Raw genomic sequence first — 18418 nt, 5'->3', positions numbered from 1 at the left:
AATGAATTTATCATACAAGTATATTGCAGAATTTAATTATAAAAACGAAATATTAACAGCAAAAGCTAGAAAAACTTTTGATAATAATTTATAATAATAATATTTAAGATTAGTTGTAACAAGTTTATAATTTAGACTAATCCTAAATTATGTATATTTATTGAAATATACACTTAATATGTGTATACTAAATGAAGTAATTAAGATGGAGGGGCGTTTGAATGACACAAAATTTATATACACTTCCGCTGATACCTTTAAGAGGGTTAACTATTTTTCCAAATATAGTAGCACATTTTGATGTTGGAAGAAAAAGATCAGTAGCAGCAGTTGAAGAAGCTATGTTAAATAATGAAGAAATTTTTCTCGTTACTCAAAAAGATCCTGAAATAGAGGATCCAGAGAGAGCAGATATATATGATATAGGAACACTTTGTAAAATAAAACAAATTCTTAAAATGTCTGACAATACAATTAGAGTACTTGTTGAAGGTGTAAAAAGAGGAAAAATAGTTGAATATGTGGCGAATGATAATGAATATATTGAAGGTTCTATAGAAATTATAGAACAGGAAATAGAGGTTAATGAAGAATTAGAAGCTTATATAAAACTTTTAGACGAAGAGTTTATTGATTTGCTGAAGCTATCGGATGATAACTATGCAGATATTATAAGATCAACAGAACCTTTAGAGGATCCTAGTGGGTTTGTTGACATAATAGCATCTTACTCTGTTACTGAAGATGATGTAAAGCAAGAAGTATTAGAAACAATAGATATTAAGAAAAGAATAGAGCTGGTATTAACTAGAGTTAAAATTGAAACAGATATATTAAAAATTCAAAATAAGCTTTCAAAAAAAGTTAAGAAACATATTGATGAAGAACAAAAGCAATTTTACCTTAGAGAGCAATTAAAAGCAATTCAAGAAGAATTAGGAATGGATGATGAAGAAAAGAAAGAAATAGATAAGTACGAAACTTTACTTAATAAAACAAAACTTCCAAAGCAAGTTAAAGAAAAGGCTCAGTATGAATTAAGTAGACTTAAAAGTACTTCTTCATCTTCTTCAGAAGGAAATTTGATAAAGTCATATTTAGATTGGGTATTTAACATACCTTGGAATAAGCAAACTAAGGAAAACATAGACATAATAAAAGCCAGAGAAGTATTAAACAATGAACATTATGGATTAGAAGATGTTAAAGATAGAATTATAGAATATCTAGCAGTAAAACAAATAAGTAAAAATTCTAAAGGACCTATTTTATGTTTAGTTGGCCCTCCTGGAGTAGGAAAAACTTCAATAGCTAAGTCAATAGCACATTCTACTAATAGAAAATATTCAAGAATATCTCTTGGCGGAATGAAAGATGAAGCTGAAATTAGAGGACATAGAAAAACCTATGTTGGAGCTATACCAGGAAGAATAGCTTATGCATTAAAAGAAGCTAAAACTATGAATCCTTTAATATTATTTGATGAAATTGATAAAATTAGTTCAAGTTATAAGGGAGAACCATCTGACGCGCTTTTAGAAGTATTAGATAGTGAACAAAATAAGACTTTTAGAGATAATTATTTAGAACTTGATATGGATTTATCAAAAGTAATGTTTATAGCTACAGCTAATTCTTTAGAAACTATACCAAGAGCTTTATTAGACAGAATGGAAATAATAGAGGTATCTGGATACACTTATGAGGAAAAATTCAATATAGCTAAAAATCACTTAATACTAAAAGTGCTTGAGGAAATGGGAATTAATTCTGATAAGGTAGAACTTAAAGATGAGGCAATTAATGAAATAATAGAAGGATATACTAGAGAATCAGGAGTTCGTGGACTTACAAGAAATTTAAATTCTATTATAAGAAAAGCTTTAGCAGAAATGTTAAGTGAAGATCTATCAAAGATTACAATTGATAAAAGCAAGGTACAAAAGCTTTTAGGTAAAAGAAAGTATGAATTTGATAAGATAGATAAAGAAGATAAAATCGGTGTAGTTACAGGTATGGCATGGACAGCATATGGTGGAGATACATTACCGGTAGAAGTAATGGCTATGAAGGGAAGCGGAAAGCTAGAACTTACAGGGAAATTAGGTGATGTAATGAAAGAATCTGCAAAAGCTGCTTATAGTTATGTTAGAGCGAACGCAGATAAATTTCAAATAGAAGAAAACTTCTATAAAAATAAAGATATTCATATACATGCACCAGAAGGTGCAGTTCCTAAAGATGGACCGTCTGCTGGAGTAACAATGGTTACAGCGTTAGTGTCAGCTTTATCAGGTAAGAAAGTTAAGCATAATATTGCTATGACAGGGGAAGTAACTTTAACTGGTAGAGTACTTCCTATAGGAGGATTAAAGGAAAAATCATTAGCAGCATTTAGAGCTGGTATAGATACTATAATAATTCCAAAAGAAAATGAGAAAGATATAGAAAAGATACCGAATTCAATAAAAAATAAATTAAATATCATTCCTGTAAGTCAAGTGAATGAGGTATTAAAAAATGCGCTAATTGGAGAGGATACTAATGAGAATTAAACAATCAGAATTTATTATTTCAGCCGTAAAACCACATCAATACCCAATTGATAGTAGAAATGAAGTTGCTTTTGTTGGAAGATCTAATGTTGGAAAAAGTTCTTTAATAAATTCTTTAACTAATAGAAAAAAATTAGCTAAAGTAAGTGGAACACCAGGAAAGACAAGACTTATAAATTTCTTTTTAATAAATAATGACTTTTATTTAGTTGATTTACCTGGATATGGATATGCCAAAGTATCAAAAAGTGAAAAAGACACTTGGGGAAAGACTATAGAGACGTATTTATCTCATAGAGAAGAATTAAAAAGAATAGTATGTCTTGTAGATTCAAGACATAAACCAACTGGTGATGATATAATGATGTATGAGTGGGCTAAGCATTTTGGATATGATGTAGTTGTAGTTGCAACTAAAAGTGATAAACTTAAAAATTCAGAGTTCAAAAAAAGTGAAAAACTAATAAGAGATACATTAAATTTAACAAAAGATGATAAATTATATTTTTATTCATCTTTAAATAAAAAAGGAACAGAAGAGTTAATTGACAAGCTTTTTTTAGAGTTTGCTACAGATATTGATTAAATATACTCTAATAACGTATTTATATTGAAAACTAGCGTTTAAATTTAATAAATAAAAGAGTTAAAACTCCATCAAAATTAATTTTTTGATGGAGTTTTATTTTATTTTAAAAATAGTGTCAAATTAAATATGAGCGAATAGTATATAGTATCAAGAATAAAAAATTTCCAAGGAGGAATATATATGGAGATGAATGATATCCTAAATGGCTTAAATTCATGTGATGATAATTGTTGTGATTCAGATACTAGCAATAATTGTTGTTGTGGAAATAACATCGGAGGAAATCCAGGATTCAACCCAGGTTGTGGAAATGGTGGATTTGGTACCGGCTGTGGATTAGGTAGCTGGATTTGGATTTTATTAATATTATTCTATTGTGGCTGTGGTGGTAATGGCTTCTTAGGCGGTGGAAATAATAGTTATATGAATAATAATAATTGCTGTAGATGCGATGATGATTGTTGTTGTTGTTGTTGTTGTTGTGGACGTCCAATGAAAGAGTGCTGCTGCAGCAATAACAATTGCTGTTGTAACAACAAAGGGTATGCAACTGGCAGCGGATTATTAGGAAACTGTAGTGCATATCTATTCTTATTAGTAATTCTATTCCTTTGTAATGGATGGGGTGGAAATAATGCAGGATGCGGTGGTGCTGGAATAAGCCCATTTACATCAGGTTTAGGTAATTTTACTGGCAATTGTTGTTGCTAGAATTCTGAATTTTTAGGAAGGAGAGATATATATGTCTAAAAAGAAGAATAAATGTTGCTGTGAAAAGAAAATGAATGATTGCTGTTGTACACCTTGCTGCACAAACAATAATACTGGATCTGGCTTCTTAGGTGGAGGATGTGGTGTTGCACCAATTATATTCTTATTAATAGCATGTGGATCAGGATTACTAAATTGTAATTCATCATATTTAATTATCTTACTATTTATATTATTTGGTGGATGTTTCTTCAATTCAGGATATAACAATTCAGGAAATGTTTGCTGCTGCTAGATAGTGGATGGAGGGCTTAATTTTAAGCCCTCCAAAAAAATGCGTAAAAGTATAAACATATTTACTGTATTATACATATATTAAATTAGGAGAATTATAATTGGAGGAATTTTGATGGCTAAACATAAACGTAAGGAAAAACAGCCAGTTGATAATAATATGGGAAGCAATAATTTTAGAAATAATAATGTCAATCCATTTGGAATAGATCCAGCTCAATTAATGGGGATGTTAGGAGGAAATTTTGATATAAATAGTCTTTTAGCATCTATGAATATAGATGGCTTAAATTTAGCTAATTTAGCACCATTAGCAAATATGGCAGGAATAAATTTAGGTAATTTCGGAAATGCAAATCAAAGAAACATGAATATGAACAATATGAACATGAATAACATGAATCCTATGAATGGAAATAATAACATAAATACAATGAATGATATTACAAGTGACTTTATGAATACATCAAATGATATTATGAATGATTTTACAGATAAATCAAATGACATAAACACTCAAGAAAAAAATATAAGTGAGAAGAAAAATAAAAGATCAAATTCTCATCATAAAAAAGAAATTGAAGAAGAAGATAGTAATTTAGAAATGTTAATATCTTTAAGGGGGTTTGTTCATCCAGAAAAAGTTAATTTTATAGATAAGATAATAGATTTGTATAAAAATGGTGCATTTAAAGATATTTAAAATACTATGTATAACAAATGGAATTGTTGTTAATAATATTACTGTAACGGAGAATATATTCTCCAAAAGCTTAATAAAAAATACCTTTTTATTAAGCCCCCCCCCCATCCCCCTTTTAGGCCGCATTAGCGGCCTTTTTATTTAATCCTTTTTATTGAAATGATTTTAAAATTAGAGTCCTCTATTGTAGAATCTAGATAAAAAATAACTTCACTTTTATCTCCCTCTTCTCCCTTTAATTTATTTTTTTCAAAAGTTAATCTCCATTTTAAAGATGTAGCATTACTATAAGAATCCCAATCGTAATCATAAAAGAATGCATCTTGAAAAGAATATGAATGATTCTCCTTATCTAAATTCCATAAAGTAGCTAAATCGTTACTATCTATTTTAGGGGAAAATATATCAGGTAAATCATCTAATTCATAAGGTGTTTCTATTAATTTGATGAAATTAGTTATGTTGTTTAGTGACGGAATAGTAGAAGCCTCGTTTGTTGTATCTAATACTTCATTATTTATTATCATAAAACTGCTTGAAGATGAATTTCCTTTGGATGCTGACAATGAAAAACATTGAGGCGTTTTATTATTTTTAGAGTCTAATATGCCAAATATATTTTTATCACTTGAATATAGATTTTGAAATTCACCATCTTTCCAAGAAAATATATAACATATGCTTTTATTTTCTTTTACACCTTGTAGAATTATTTCTGGACTTACATCTCTAGAAAGATCATATAAATAAATTTTGGGTGACCAATGGTTATTTAAAGAAAAAAGTACATTGTCATTAATTTTAGTAGATAGATAAGTGTTATTACTATTATGAGAAATGTTTAAATCAACAGTATTATCTTTTTTAATAAATTCTATATGTTCATTTTGACCATCACAAGTCAAATCGGTATCTATGTTTTTAGTTGAATCTATAGGAGCAATGGTTTGTAAAGTATTGCTTTTGTTTATAATAATAGTTGTAGATATAATTATTACAACTATTAAAGCTAGAATAAATTTTTTTTTGATTATTAATAATTTCATTATGTATCACCTCAATTAAATTATATGTACATAATATTTTTTTAATTCTAACTTTATAAAAAATATACCCATTTTTAATAATCTAAGATTATAAAAATGGGTATATTTATAATTTATTTTTTTATTATTTTAAATGTTGACAATCTTTACAGTATCCATAAAAATAAACTCTATTATAACAAACTGTAAACTTGGAATGATCTTCTGCTAATTGATTAATATAATCCAAGTTTAAATCTTCAAAGTCATCAATTCTTCCACAAGTTAAACATTGTATATGTGGGTGTGAATTAGGATTTCTATCATATCTGAAATTTCCTTCCCCAACATTAATTTCTTGGATAAGTCCTACATCTACTAAAGTTTTTAGTGTTTTATATACAGTAGCTAAACTCATGGTTGGATATTGCTCATGAATAGCTTTATATATAATTTCGGCAGATGGGTGTGATGCAGTGCCTAATAAATAATTATATACAGCTAATCTTTGTGGTGTCAATTTAAGCTTTTTTTCTTTGAAAATTAAAGCTATTTCGTTAATTGTAAACACCTCCGTTTATTGTAATATATTAAAAGTATATAATAATAATAATTAAAAGTCAATTATTATTATTACTTAATAATGAAATAGGTAGTAATAATTATTAAATAATAAGAAATATACGGAAAATATTCATAAAAAATATTATATTATTAATATTTTGTAAATTACCTATTGTATACTTTATCAAATTCTGTTAAAATATAAGTAGGACAAGTTGTTAATTTATTAACAATCTATTTTAAAAATTATATTATTATAGAGGAGGAGTACGATATGGCAAAATATAAAGTTGGAGACGAATTAATAATAGTTACTGATCCTAATAAAGAGATGGAAAAATTAAAAGAGTTAACTTGTTTAAAAATAGATGGGGACTTTGCACAAATAGCATGGGGCGTAAAAATTGTAGATGTAGAATATAATAAGCCTAATGTAACTTTAACATATATAAATTTTAAAGGTGAAAGAAATAAAGTATTTGCAATATGCAAAGATATAGCAAATTTTGATAACGAAAAGGTATTAGAAAAAGCATTATTAAAAGCTTTCCAAAATGAAATAATAAATATAGCAGTTGATAAAAATAGCTAGTGTTTATAGAAGTAACTATATATGAACACAATTTTATTATAAGTGAAAAAAATTAATTTATTACATGTAGAAATTTTCTAACATAAAGTAAATTAATGTTTTTTCACTTTTTTGTTTTATTATATATAATATGTGATATAATAAGAAAAATTAAATAATAAAAAATAATATATATTTGTTAATTAATTAACGTTATATACAAAAACTACTTATAATTAAGCAGCTCATGTATAAGGAGGAAAAAGTTATGGGAAAATATAAAGTTGGAGACGAATTAATAATAATTACAGATCCAAGTAAAGAAGTAAAAAAGATAAAAGAACTAAATCAATTAAATATAAAAGATGATTTTGCTCAGATATCTTGGGGGATAAAAGTTATAGATGTAGAGTATGATAAACCAAATGTAACTTTAACTTATATGAATTTCAAAGGTGAGACTAATAAGGTATTTGCAGTATGCAAAGATATAGAAAACTTTGATAACCAAAAGGTATTAGAAAAGGCATTGTTGAAAGCATTCCAAAATGAAATCATAAATATAACAGTAAATAAAAATAATTAGAAGTTTAAGCTATACTATTAATTTTTAATAGTATAGCTTTATTTTTTTATAGAAGAAATAGAGAGTTTTTAATTTGAAAAAATTACATTATGTTTAGATAAAGGTTATATAAATGTTAATTTTATATAGCTTTGAACATTAAGATATTTTTATAAATAGAAAGAAAAAAAGAAAAATATTATAAAAATATGTAAAAATGCTAAAAAACTTTATTTTTGTTATATTTTATAATATAATGAGTCTGATGGAAACAATTTCTTACAAAAAAAGGGTGTGAGTTTATGGGTAAGTGTCCATTTTGGTCAAGTTCTAAGGAGTATCATGAATGTTATGATTCATGTCCAATGTTAACAAGTGATATTGAAGATGATGGACAATGTATTTTTAAAGAATACTTATCAGTAAATAGAATAAATTTCAAAGATATAATAAAAGAAGAATATAGCTTTTTAAAAAAATCTATTTATAATGATGAAAGTAACTATTAGTTAGCATAAAAAATATCCTATATTTAAAGTTAAAAATATAGGATATTTTTTTGATTGTGCCTAATAATTGGATCTGTTTTAAATACATCAACATTATGCTAAAACAGAGCATAATGATTAATCTTGAGTTTCATATGATTTAGTATATTTATGAAGAAGTGATTGCTTTAATGCCCATAGATTTTCAGATAAATCTACATAGTAAGTATGTGGATTTTCAAATCTAAGAACTTCAGACCATAATTTATTTGTTTCATTTTTAGCAAAATCTCTAATTGCAAGCACACTAGGTGATTCATAAATACAATTGCCACTATCAAATAACTGAACTTGAAGCTCTTTAGCATAGTAATTTTTTAATTTTTTTCTCTTCCAAGTATGAACGGGATCAAATATAGTCAATGTTTTACTTTCATCCACTTGTTCATTCTTTAAAGCTATTAGGTCAGCTAAAGCTTTATGAGAAGATTTATCAAAAATTCTAATTACTTTTTTAAAACCAGGATTGGTTATTTTTTCATCATTTTCACTGATTTTAATTTTAGGTACTAGTTCATTATCGTTTTCTATAGCTACTAATTTATAAACACCACCAAATACAGGCTCTGATTTTGCAGTTATTAATCTTTCACCTACACCAAATGAATCTATACAAGCGCCTTGCTCTAGTACATCTCTAATTATATGTTCGTCTAGTGAGTTTGAGATTACTATTTTACAATCATCGTATCCAGCTTCATCTAGCATTTGTCTACAACGCTTAGTTAAATAGGTTATATCACCAGAATCTATTCTAATACCCGTAGGTCTTTTTCCCAGTGGTTTTAATATTTCATCAAAAACTTTTATTGCATTAGGGATACCAGATTTTATAACATTATAAGTATCTATTAATAATAAGCAATTATCTGGATAAAGTTCAGCCCATGATTTAAATGCTTCATATTCATTGTCAAATAGTTGTACCCAGCTATGAGCCATTGTACCTACAGCAGGAATATTAAACATTTTATCTGAAATAGTACATGCTGTTGAATCACATCCACCTATCATTGCAGCTCTAGCACCATAAATAGCACCATCATATCCTTGAGCTCTTCTAGAACCAAACTCCATTACAGAACGATTACCAGCAGCTCTACAAATCCTGTTAGCTTTTGTTGCTATTAATGTTTGATGGTTTATAGTTAAAAGTATCATTGTTTCTACAAGTTGTGCTTGGATTACAGGACCTTTTACTGTTACTAATGGCTCATTTGGAAATACTGGATTTCCTTCTGGAATAGCCCAAACATCACAACTAAATTTAAAATCTCTTAAATATTTAAGAAAATCTTCTGAAAAAATATTTTTATTTTTTAAATACATAATGTCTTCATCAGTAAATTTTAAATTATTTAAGTATTCTATTAATTGTTCAACTCCAGCCATGATACAATAACCACCGCCATCAGGAACTCTTCTAAAGAACATATCAAAATATGCAATTTTATTTTGAAGATTTTTATTGAAATAACCATTTCCCATAGTCAATTCATAAAAATCTACTAACATTGTAAGATTTCTCTCGTATCTAACATTAAATTTATTTTCCATGAATAGTCTCCTTTAAGTAAAGTTCACAATACTATAATTAAGTTATCTACCTATAGTTTGTGAAAGTATCTATAAAAGTATATAATAAAATTATTGTACATCTATAATATAATTATTACAATATAGTTATTTATTGCGTTATTATATAATAATTCAAGAATTAAGTAAGGAAAGAGGAAGTTAATGTATAATCTGGATATATATCAAAATGAAGCAGTGATAACTAAGGATAAAAATGCATTAATTATTGCAGCTCCTGGATCTGGAAAAACTACTGTAATAATTAACAGAATATATTATTTAGTTAATAAACTAAAAGTTAGTAATGGACGTATAATAGTAATTACATTTACTAAAGCAGCAGCTAAAAACATGAAAGAAAGATATGAAAATAGATTTAAACAAAATATATCACCATTCTTTGGCACATTTCATGGACTCTTTTACAAAATTCTTTTAAGAACAGGGAAAAGTATAGATATAATAGATGGAAGTATTGTAAACAAGCTTATAAATAAAGTGTTAACAAAGTATTTTGATGACATTAATGAAGATAAAATTAAAGAAGTTTTAAATAATATATCATTATATAAAACTTCAAGAATAAGACTGAGTGATTTCAAACCATCTGTATCTAGAGAAATATTTGAAGATGCTTTAGAATGTTATGAATATTATAAAAAAGAGCATGGAAAAATAGATTTTGACGATTTAGCCATAGAAGCGTTAGAATTACTTGAAAATAATGAAAAGGCATTAAGTTATTATAGAAAATTATTTAAATATATTCTAGTTGATGAATTTCAAGATTGTGATGAGTTACAAATTGAATTTTTAAAATTAATAAATTATGGTGAAGATAATTCTTTATTTGCTGTTGGAGATGAAGATCAGTGTATTTATTCATTTAGAGGGTCTAGACCAATGTATATGGTTACTTTTGATGAGATATTTAAAGATAGTAAAAAACATTATTTATCGATTAATTATAGAAGTAAAGATAATATAGTTGAAAAGTCTAAGGCATTAATAAAGTTTAATAAAGAAAGAAATAATAAAAAAATATTATCTAATAAAAAAGAAAATGGAATAATCAAATTCTATACTCCTTATAACGAAAAGTCTCAAGGGGATATTTTAGTAGATTTAATTAAAAATGAAAAAAAATATAATATAGAATATGAAGAAAATGCTGTTCTTTATAGAACTAATATGGAAGCTATGAGTGTTATAGATGCATTTACTAAAAATCATATTCCATTTAAATTGTTAGATAGACAATATAATTTTTTTGAACATTTTATATGTAAAGATTTGATAGCTTATTTAAAATTTGTTGTAAACCCCTTTGATAAAGAGAGTTTTCTAAAGATTATAAATAAACCATTTAGATATATAAGTAAGCACAATATAGATTATGTGAGAAAGTATACTATACAGGAAAATTTGATTGATATATTAATAAACAAAGATGATACTCCACCATTTCAAAGAAAGAAGCTGGATGAATTAAAGAAAGACTTTAATTATTTAAATAAAGTTTCTTTAGGTTCTGCAATTTCATATATAGTTATGGATCTAGAATATATAGATTATTTGAAATCTTATTGCGAAAGATTTAGTCAGAACTTAGATGATTTAGAAGAAGTAATTGAAGAATTCAAATTATCCGCAGAAGGATTTAAAAATATATTTGATTTTTTAGTTCACATTGAAAATGTAAGTAATGAAATAGAAGAAAGTAAAAATAAAAATCAAAGAGAAGGAGTAATACTTAGTACAATTCATGGAGTAAAGGGCATGGAATTTAAAAATGTATATCTTATAAATTGTAATGAAGATACTATTCCACATTCCTCTAGCAAAGAAGAAAACATAGAAGAAGAAAGAAGACTTTTTTATGTTGGAATAACAAGAACAATAGATAATCTTTATTTATTTGCACCAAGGAATAGAAGAGGACAATTTAAGGAAATATCTAGATTTATAGGTGAATCAGGATTTGACAAACTGCCTAAGGATACTTATGGATATAAAATAGGTGATGATATAATGCAAAAGACTTATGGCTTAGGTAAAATAGAATCAATTGAAGATGATAAAGTTACTATAAATTTTAAAGATGGAATTATTAGAAGTTTTTCTTTAAAGGTATTAGCAGAAAATAATTTAATACAAAAGATTGTTTAATAGTTTTGTAAATAAAATATTGTTTTTATATGCCTCTGCTTTCTTGCTAAAGTAAAAAATGTTAAAGAATAATAGAATAAATTATTTGTAATAAATAGTTATATATTTAGTTAATATTATTTTAAAGGATTTTATATTAATTTATAGAATATATACTTTTAGATAAATATTTATGATTTATGCATTATATTGAGAGATAAGGTGATTTCGTTATGAATGTTAAATTATGGATTGTTATATTAATTTTAGCAGCAGTTATACTCATTGCAGTTGGTAAAATAATAAATCCAAAAGAAGAACGAGAAAAATATAAGAAAAATAAAATTAAATAAGCATAAGAATGGAGTTTTAATACTTCATTTTTATGCTTATTTTCATGCAAAAAAATAATAATATTTTGTATAATTTTATTTTATTATAACTTTTATGAAATATATAGTATAATTATTTGGATAATAAAGAAATTGTGAGAATTATGATTAATTGAATGTGATTAGATTATAATATATAATTTATAGTATATTTAAGAGGAATAATTACTAAATTTGTACGATAAAGGTTGTGTTTAGATGGAGTTAAAAAATTTTAATCCTAAAGATATAATTTTTTCATTAGATATAGGAACAAGATCTATAATAGGAACTGTAGGGATAATAAGAGATAAAAAATTTGAAGTAGTATGTGAAGAATATATGGAACATGAAGAAAGAGCCATGGTAGATGGTCAAATTCATGATATTAATTTAGTTGCTTCTGTGGTTGAAAAAGTGAAAAGAGTATTAGAAGAGAAAATAGAAATTACACTTACAGAAGTATCCATAGCAGCTGCTGGGAGATTTTTAAGAACTGTAAATTCAAGGGCAGAAATAGAAATAGATGAAGATCAAGAAATTGATAAGGAAATTGTAAGGAGTTTAGAACTTAGTGTTGTTAAAAATGCAGAAGAAGAAATAGATAATAGTGCTGATGGAAAATTATATTGTGTTGGTTATTCTGTTAAAAGCTTTTATTTAAATGGCTTTGTTATATCTAATTTAATAGGACATAAGGGGAAAACTATTGAAGCAGAAGTAATAGCAACATTTTTACCGAGATCTGTCATTGATTCTCTTTATTCTGTAATGAATAAGGTAAATTTAAAAGTAACTAATTTAACATTAGAACCTATTGCAGCAATAGAAGCTGCTATACCTAAAAATTTAAGGTTATTAAATATTGCTCTTATAGATGTTGGTGCGGGAACATCAGATATAGCAATAAGTAATAAAGAAACAATATCTGCATATGGTATGGTACCCATGGCTGGAGATGAAGTTACTGAAATAATAGCACAAGAGTATTTAGTTGATTTTAATACAGCAGAATTTATAAAAAAGTCTGTAAATGAATCTAAAGAAATTGTTTATACTGATGTGTTAGGCCTTGAAAATACAATTTTATCATCAAATATTATTAAATTAATTGATCCATCAGTAAAAAAGATATCAGAAGAGATTTCAAGTAAGATTTTAGAATTAAATGGTGGAAAGTCTCCAAGTGCTGTATTTTTAGTTGGTGGAGGGGCACATACACCTAGACTATTAGAATGTATAAGTGTGAATTTAAATTTACCACCTCAAAGAATTGCAATTAAAGATAGAAATGCTATTACAGAATGCATATCTGATAATTCCTTGGGATCAGCAGGGGTTACAGTACTAGGAATAGGACTTATAGCATTAAGAAATTTAGGTACAGATTTTATTGATGTTATATTAAATGATACACCTGTTAGTTTATTTAATTCTCACAAGCATACAGTTATGGATGTATTACTTCAAGCGGGAATTAATCCCTCATTACTTATAGCTAAAAATGGAAAGAGTATAAGATTTAAATATAATGGACGTAAAAGAATTGTATTTGGAGAATATGGAACTAGTGCTAAGATATTTATAAATGGAAATGAATCTGCATTAGAAACAGAAGTTAAGGCTAATGATAATATAGAAGTACAATATGCTAAGAATGGTAATAATGCGAGTCCTAAAGTACGTGATTATATTGAAAATATAAATTCTATAACTATTTATATTAATGATGAACTTATAAATTTGGAACCTATAATAACAATAAATAATAAAATAGAAGATATACATTATGAATTGAAAAATAGTGATGAACTTAGAGTATTTATACCAAATAAAGTTTCTGAAATAAAAGAATATGTTTTAAATAATGATGAAATAAGCTTGTTCAAAGATGATGTTTTGTTACATGAGGAATATGAAGCTCAAGATGGAGAAAGACTTATAAAAAAAGATAGTTCATTAGTTGAAACACAAATAGAGAATGATAAACTAGAAGATATTGAACCAATAAACGATAGCAATGAAGAACTTAAAAAAGAAAACGAAGAGTCTAAGTTAAATGAAGATTATGAATTAAGTACTGATGATAATTTAAATAATGATGTAGATAAAGATAAATTTCAGGAAAAATTTAATGAAATAAAAGTTATTGTAAATAATAAAGAGATAGTATTAAAAGGCAAAAATGAATATGTTTTTGTTGATATTTTTGACTATATAGATTTTGATTTAACAATTTCAAAGGGCACAATAAATTCTAAAGTTAATGGGGAAAATTCATCATATACAGCTAGAATAGATGAGGGCGATGTTATAGAAGTTTATTGGTCATAATATCTAGAAGGGAAGTATGTGTTTATGATAGATTTTAAAAAAGAGGCTAATGATATAAAAGACAAATTGATATCAATAAGACGAGATATACATGAGCATCCAGAAGTTGGTTTTGAAGAACATAGAACTTCTGACCTTATAAAAGACTTTTTAAAAACAGAAGGCATTGAATATATAGAGGTATCAAAAACTGGAGTTTGTGGAATTATAAAAGGAGAAAAAGTAGGCAGCAATAAGACTATAGCAATAAGAGGAGACATGGATGCACTTCCTATTCAAGATATGAAATCTTGTGAGTATAGCTCAAAAGTAAGTGGGAAAATGCATGCATGTGGACATGATGCACATACAACAATACTTTTAGGAGTAGCCCAAATATTAAATAAATACAAAAGTGAATTTAGTGGAAATGTGAAATTATTATTTGAACCTGCTGAAGAAACTGTTGGTGGAGCTCAATATATGATACAAGATGGAGTACTAGAAAATCCAAGGGTTGATTATGTGTTGGGTCTTCATGTTGATGAAAATGTAAGTATTGGAAATATAGAAGTTAAAAAAGGCGTTGTTAATGCTGCATCTAATCCATTTAAAATAAAAATTACAGGTCAAGGGGGACATGGAGCTGCACCACATACAACAATTGATCCTATTGTTGTAGCTAGTCATATAGTAATTGCACTTCAAAGTATAGTTAGTAGAGAAATATCGCCTGTAAATCCATCAGTAATTACTATTGGAACAATAAATGGGGGGACAGCTCAAAATATTATTCCAGGGGAAGTTACATTAAGCGGAATAATTAGAACGATGACAAAAGAAGACAGAATATTTGCAAGCGAAAGATTAAAAGAAATTGTTAATGGAATTGCTTTGTCTTCAAGAGCAAAAGCAGAAATAGAGATAGAAGAAAGCTATCCTTGTCTATACAATGATGATTATATGGTAGAATTGTTAAAGAGTTCTGCAAGTCATATATTAAAAAATGAAAATGTAGTTGAACAAAAAGCACCTCATATGGGAGTTGAAAGTTTTGCATATTTTGCAATGGAAAGACCAGGAGCATTTTATTTTCTAGGATCAGGAAATAAACAAAAGAAAACCACTGAACCTGCACATAGTAATCTTTTTAATATAGATGAAGATTGTATACCACTTGGTGTAGCAATTCAGTGTTTAACAGCATTTAATTATTTAACAAAGTAACCAAAAGAAAAATTATAGGAGTGATAATATTTGAAAATCGAAATAGGAGCTAATGAAGCCGGTCAAAGATTAGATAAATTTTTAAGAAAGTTATTAAAGGACGTTCCACTAAGTGCAATATTTAAAGCTTTAAGAAAAAAAGATATAAGAGTTAACGGTAAAAAACAAAGTGAAAAGTATTTCTTAGAAGAAGGAGATATTGTTGAAATAAAATATATAAAGAGTAATCCGGAAAAGAAAGAAAAATTTATTCAAGTAAATTTTAGTGGAATGAAAACAGCATATGAAGATGAAAATTTATTAGTAGTTGAAAAATGGCCAGGTATTTTAGTACATCCTGATAAAGATGAAAAAGAACCTACATTAACAGATTATGTACTTTCATATTTAAAAGAAAAAGGATCATACGTTCCAGAAAATGAAATTACATTTACACCTGCACCATGTAACAGATTAGATAGAAACACATCTGGTTTGGTTATGTTTGGAAAAACATTTGAGGGATTAAAATCTATCAATGAAACAATAAGAGAAGATAGAGTAAGAAAATATTATGTAGCTTTAGTTAAGGGAAAGGTAAAAGATGGATTATATACAGGATATATATTAAAGAATCAAGATACAAATATATCTAAGGTATATGAAAAAGAAGTACCAGATTCTAAAAAAATAGCAATGGAAGTTACTACAACACAAACTAATGGTGCATATTCACTACTTGAAATTAATTTAATTACAGGAAGAAGCCATCAAATAAGAGCTCATTTATCACATTTAGGAAGTCCTATAATTGGTGATGACAAATATGGAGATAGAAAATTAAATTCATTCTTCAAAAACAAGTATGGATTAGAATATCAATATTTATATGCATATAAATTAGTTTTTAAAGAAATGAAAGGTAAAGTATCTTATTTAACAAATAAAACTGTAGTTAATGCTTTACCTCCGATATTAAAGAAGATAAAGAGTGATGTATTTAAATTTTCACTTAGATAGGGGTTTAATATGAAAGAAGAATCATCTACTAAAGGCTTTGTAATTCTTTCAGCAGCAGGACTTTTAGCTAAACTGATGTCTGTATTTTATGTTCCGTTATTAAGAAGAACAATAGGTCTTGAAGGCCTTGGAATATACCAAATGTGTTATGAAGTATTCATATTTGCATATGCAGTAACTACTTTAGGAGCTCAGCCAGCAATTGCAAAAGTTGTAGCTGAGCTTACAGCTATGAAAAATAAAAGAGATGCAATTAAGGCACTAAAGATATCTACAATACTTTATGCTGGTGTTGGCGGTATAATAAGTATACTTATCATGATATTATCTACGCCTATAGCAAATGCAATAGGAACACCACAAGCGGCATATGGTCTGCTATTTTTAGCTCCAAGTATTTTTGTGACTTCTATATTGTCAGCATATAGGGGGTACTTTCAAGGTAAAAATAATATGACAGCAATAGCTGTATCTCAAGTATTAGAACAAATAATAAATGTTGGAGTGAGTTTAGCATTTGCTTATGTTTTAGTAAAAATAAGCATTCCTTATGGTAGCGCTGGTGGAACAGTAGGTACTACATTAGGTGCAATAATAGCGTGCCTTTATATGATATATGTATATTATAAGAAAAATTATGAAGGGGAAGCCTTTGGTGCAGAGTCACCTGTTAAAAGGGTAAGCAATAAGAGAATAGTTAGGAAATTAGTCAAATACGGAGTACCAATCACATTAAGTGCTGGATTACAAAACTTGGGTAGCTTAATTGATATGGTAAATGTAAAAAATAGATTAGCTTATGCTGGTTTTTTAGAAAAACAAGCTAATGAGCTTTACGGAATACTTGGAACGTACAAAACATTACTTTCTGTTCCGTTAGTAATAGTTACAGCACTAGCAACAACAGTATTACCTGCAATTGTAAGTGCAGTAGCTATAAAAGATAAAAAAGAGATTAGAAGAAAAGTAAATTTTGCATTTAGAATAACTTATGCAGTGACAATACCAGCAGCTGTAGGACTTGCCGTTTTAAGTAAAGAAATTTATTTATTATTATATGGCTCAGAACAAGGATTTGAATTAATGATATACGGTTCTGTTGTTGTAATATTAATGGCCGTTGTACAAATTCAAAATGTTATATTGCAAAGTATGAATAAGCTTTACTTTGTTTTAGGAACATTTATGATAGGTATAGTAGCTAAAATAGTTACAAATTACATATTGGTTGGAATGCCAGAGATCAATGTATTAGGTGCTGTTTTTGGTAATTTTCTATGGTTTGCAATACCTTTTATATTAAATCAACGAAAACTTAGCAAAACATTAAAAATGAGATTACCAATGTTTAAGCATACTTTAAAACCGATTCTTTCTTCAATAGGAATGGTTGCAGGCATATACTTAATTAAAGAACCTTTTGGAGTATTACTCATATTGTTAGATGCTGGAGGAATAGCACAAGGATTAGTAACAATGCTTATGATTTCAGTAGGTGGATTTGCATACTTGTACTTGATGATAATATTAGGCGGCATCAGAAAAAATGATATTACGTCATTCTCTCAAAAAGCATATAATATCTTGCCAAGATTTTTGAGAGTAAAATTAAAATAATTGGCTATGTTTGAATAGAATCTTGATGTGAGTTTGAGAA

At 27.1% G+C, this 18418-nt stretch carries 16 protein-coding genes; 13 read left to right on the top strand and 3 right to left on the bottom strand.

From position 1 onward, the window contains the following. Nucleotides 1-221 precede the first annotated feature (221 nt). The 5 genes from lon (at nt 222) to NG901_RS08980 (ending at nt 4852) form a co-directional block, all read left to right on the top strand. Entirely contained in the window at nt 222-2555 is a 2334-nt protein-coding gene (gene lon / locus NG901_RS09000) for an endopeptidase La (RefSeq protein WP_252213764.1), read from the top strand. Beyond that, nucleotides 2545-3141: a ribosome biogenesis GTP-binding protein YihA/YsxC gene (gene yihA, locus NG901_RS08995; protein ID WP_252213762.1), complete on the top strand. Its 597-nt coding sequence runs from the start codon at nt 2545-2547 to the stop codon at nt 3139-3141. Before lon ends, yihA begins: the two co-directional genes overlap by 11 nt. A gap of 183 nt (nt 3142-3324) precedes the next feature. Continuing rightward, nucleotides 3325-3855, top strand: coding sequence for a hypothetical protein (locus NG901_RS08990; RefSeq protein WP_252213760.1), 531 nt, complete (start codon nt 3325-3327; stop codon nt 3853-3855). A gap of 31 nt (nt 3856-3886) precedes the next feature. Beyond that, nucleotides 3887-4150 (top strand): hypothetical protein, encoded by a 264-nt coding sequence (locus tag NG901_RS08985; protein WP_205449878.1) that lies wholly within the window; start codon nt 3887-3889, stop codon nt 4148-4150. Between the two features lie 114 nt (nt 4151-4264). After that, nucleotides 4265-4852, top strand: coding sequence for a hypothetical protein (locus NG901_RS08980; protein WP_252213758.1), 588 nt, complete (start codon nt 4265-4267; stop codon nt 4850-4852). Between the two features lie 137 nt (nt 4853-4989). On the opposite strand, the gene NG901_RS08975 is transcribed toward NG901_RS08980, so the two are convergent. Then, complete coding sequence (locus NG901_RS08975) at nt 4990-5898, bottom strand: hypothetical protein (RefSeq protein ID WP_252213756.1); 909 nt, start codon at nt 5896-5898, stop codon at nt 4990-4992. 124 nt (nt 5899-6022) lie between these two features. Then, nucleotides 6023-6439, bottom strand: coding sequence for a transcriptional regulator PerR (gene perR, locus NG901_RS08970; protein ID WP_205449880.1), 417 nt, complete (start codon nt 6437-6439; stop codon nt 6023-6025). 276 nt (nt 6440-6715) lie between these two features. Between perR and NG901_RS08965 the strand changes: the two genes are divergently transcribed. The 3 genes from NG901_RS08965 to NG901_RS08955 all read left to right on the top strand — a co-directional run bounded on the left by NG901_RS08965 (nt 6716) and on the right by NG901_RS08955 (nt 8086). Next, on the top strand, nt 6716-7033 hold the full coding sequence (locus NG901_RS08965; RefSeq protein WP_252213754.1) for a hypothetical protein: 318 nt from the start codon (nt 6716-6718) through the stop codon (nt 7031-7033). Between the two features lie 247 nt (nt 7034-7280). Continuing rightward, entirely contained in the window at nt 7281-7598 is a 318-nt protein-coding gene (locus NG901_RS08960) for a hypothetical protein (RefSeq protein ID WP_252213752.1), read from the top strand. A gap of 281 nt (nt 7599-7879) precedes the next feature. Continuing rightward, on the top strand, nt 7880-8086 hold the full coding sequence (locus NG901_RS08955; protein ID WP_252213750.1) for a hypothetical protein: 207 nt from the start codon (nt 7880-7882) through the stop codon (nt 8084-8086). A 117-nt stretch (nt 8087-8203) separates the two neighbouring features. Here NG901_RS08955 and NG901_RS08950 read toward each other — a convergent pair whose 3' ends face one another. Continuing rightward, entirely contained in the window at nt 8204-9682 is a 1479-nt protein-coding gene (locus tag NG901_RS08950) for a nicotinate phosphoribosyltransferase (protein WP_252213748.1), read from the bottom strand. Nucleotides 9683-9865: 183 nt separating this feature from the next. Here NG901_RS08950 and NG901_RS08945 point away from each other — a divergent pair, with 183 nt between their 5' ends. The 5 genes from NG901_RS08945 (at nt 9866) to NG901_RS08925 (ending at nt 18378) form a co-directional block, all read left to right on the top strand. Beyond that, on the top strand, nt 9866-11872 hold the full coding sequence (locus tag NG901_RS08945; RefSeq protein WP_252213746.1) for an ATP-dependent helicase: 2007 nt from the start codon (nt 9866-9868) through the stop codon (nt 11870-11872). A 569-nt stretch (nt 11873-12441) separates the two neighbouring features. After that, nucleotides 12442-14556 (top strand): cell division protein FtsA, encoded by a 2115-nt coding sequence (locus NG901_RS08940; RefSeq protein ID WP_252213744.1) that lies wholly within the window; start codon nt 12442-12444, stop codon nt 14554-14556. Between the two features lie 24 nt (nt 14557-14580). Continuing rightward, nucleotides 14581-15762, top strand: a complete 1182-nt coding sequence (locus tag NG901_RS08935; RefSeq protein ID WP_252213742.1) for a M20 metallopeptidase family protein — start codon at nt 14581-14583, stop codon at nt 15760-15762. A gap of 30 nt (nt 15763-15792) precedes the next feature. Next, nucleotides 15793-16761 (top strand): RluA family pseudouridine synthase, encoded by a 969-nt coding sequence (locus tag NG901_RS08930; protein ID WP_252213741.1) that lies wholly within the window; start codon nt 15793-15795, stop codon nt 16759-16761. Nucleotides 16762-16770: 9 nt separating this feature from the next. Beyond that, complete coding sequence (locus tag NG901_RS08925) at nt 16771-18378, top strand: putative polysaccharide biosynthesis protein (RefSeq protein WP_252213739.1); 1608 nt, start codon at nt 16771-16773, stop codon at nt 18376-18378. The last annotated feature ends 40 nt before the right edge of the window (nt 18379-18418 follow it).

Origin of the sequence: Clostridium sp. CMCC3677 (assembly GCF_023845585.1) — a bacterium.
Classification (GTDB): domain Bacteria; phylum Bacillota; class Clostridia; order Clostridiales; family Clostridiaceae; genus Clostridium; species Clostridium aquiflavi.
This window is presented reverse-complemented; position numbering and strand designations above follow the sequence as displayed.

Coding starts and splice junctions, on each gene's coding strand:
- NG901_RS08965 (WP_252213754.1), top strand. CDS start 6,716: ATGGCAAAATATAAAGTTGGAGACGAATTAATAATAGTTACTGATCCT.
- lon (WP_252213764.1), top strand. CDS start 222: ATGACACAAAATTTATATACACTTCCGCTGATACCTTTAAGAGGGTTA.
- NG901_RS08935 (WP_252213742.1), top strand. CDS start 14,581: ATGATAGATTTTAAAAAAGAGGCTAATGATATAAAAGACAAATTGATA.
- NG901_RS08990 (WP_252213760.1), top strand. CDS start 3,325: ATGGAGATGAATGATATCCTAAATGGCTTAAATTCATGTGATGATAAT.
- NG901_RS08980 (WP_252213758.1), top strand. CDS start 4,265: ATGGCTAAACATAAACGTAAGGAAAAACAGCCAGTTGATAATAATATG.
- NG901_RS08960 (WP_252213752.1), top strand. CDS start 7,281: ATGGGAAAATATAAAGTTGGAGACGAATTAATAATAATTACAGATCCA.
- NG901_RS08955 (WP_252213750.1), top strand. CDS start 7,880: ATGGGTAAGTGTCCATTTTGGTCAAGTTCTAAGGAGTATCATGAATGT.
- NG901_RS08940 (WP_252213744.1), top strand. CDS start 12,442: ATGGAGTTAAAAAATTTTAATCCTAAAGATATAATTTTTTCATTAGAT.
- yihA (WP_252213762.1), top strand. CDS start 2,545: ATGAGAATTAAACAATCAGAATTTATTATTTCAGCCGTAAAACCACAT.
- NG901_RS08950 (WP_252213748.1), bottom strand. CDS start 9,682: ATGGAAAATAAATTTAATGTTAGATACGAGAGAAATCTTACAATGTTA.
- NG901_RS08945 (WP_252213746.1), top strand. CDS start 9,866: ATGTATAATCTGGATATATATCAAAATGAAGCAGTGATAACTAAGGAT.
- NG901_RS08975 (WP_252213756.1), bottom strand. CDS start 5,898: ATGAAATTATTAATAATCAAAAAAAAATTTATTCTAGCTTTAATAGTT.
- NG901_RS08985 (WP_205449878.1), top strand. CDS start 3,887: ATGTCTAAAAAGAAGAATAAATGTTGCTGTGAAAAGAAAATGAATGAT.
- NG901_RS08925 (WP_252213739.1), top strand. CDS start 16,771: ATGAAAGAAGAATCATCTACTAAAGGCTTTGTAATTCTTTCAGCAGCA.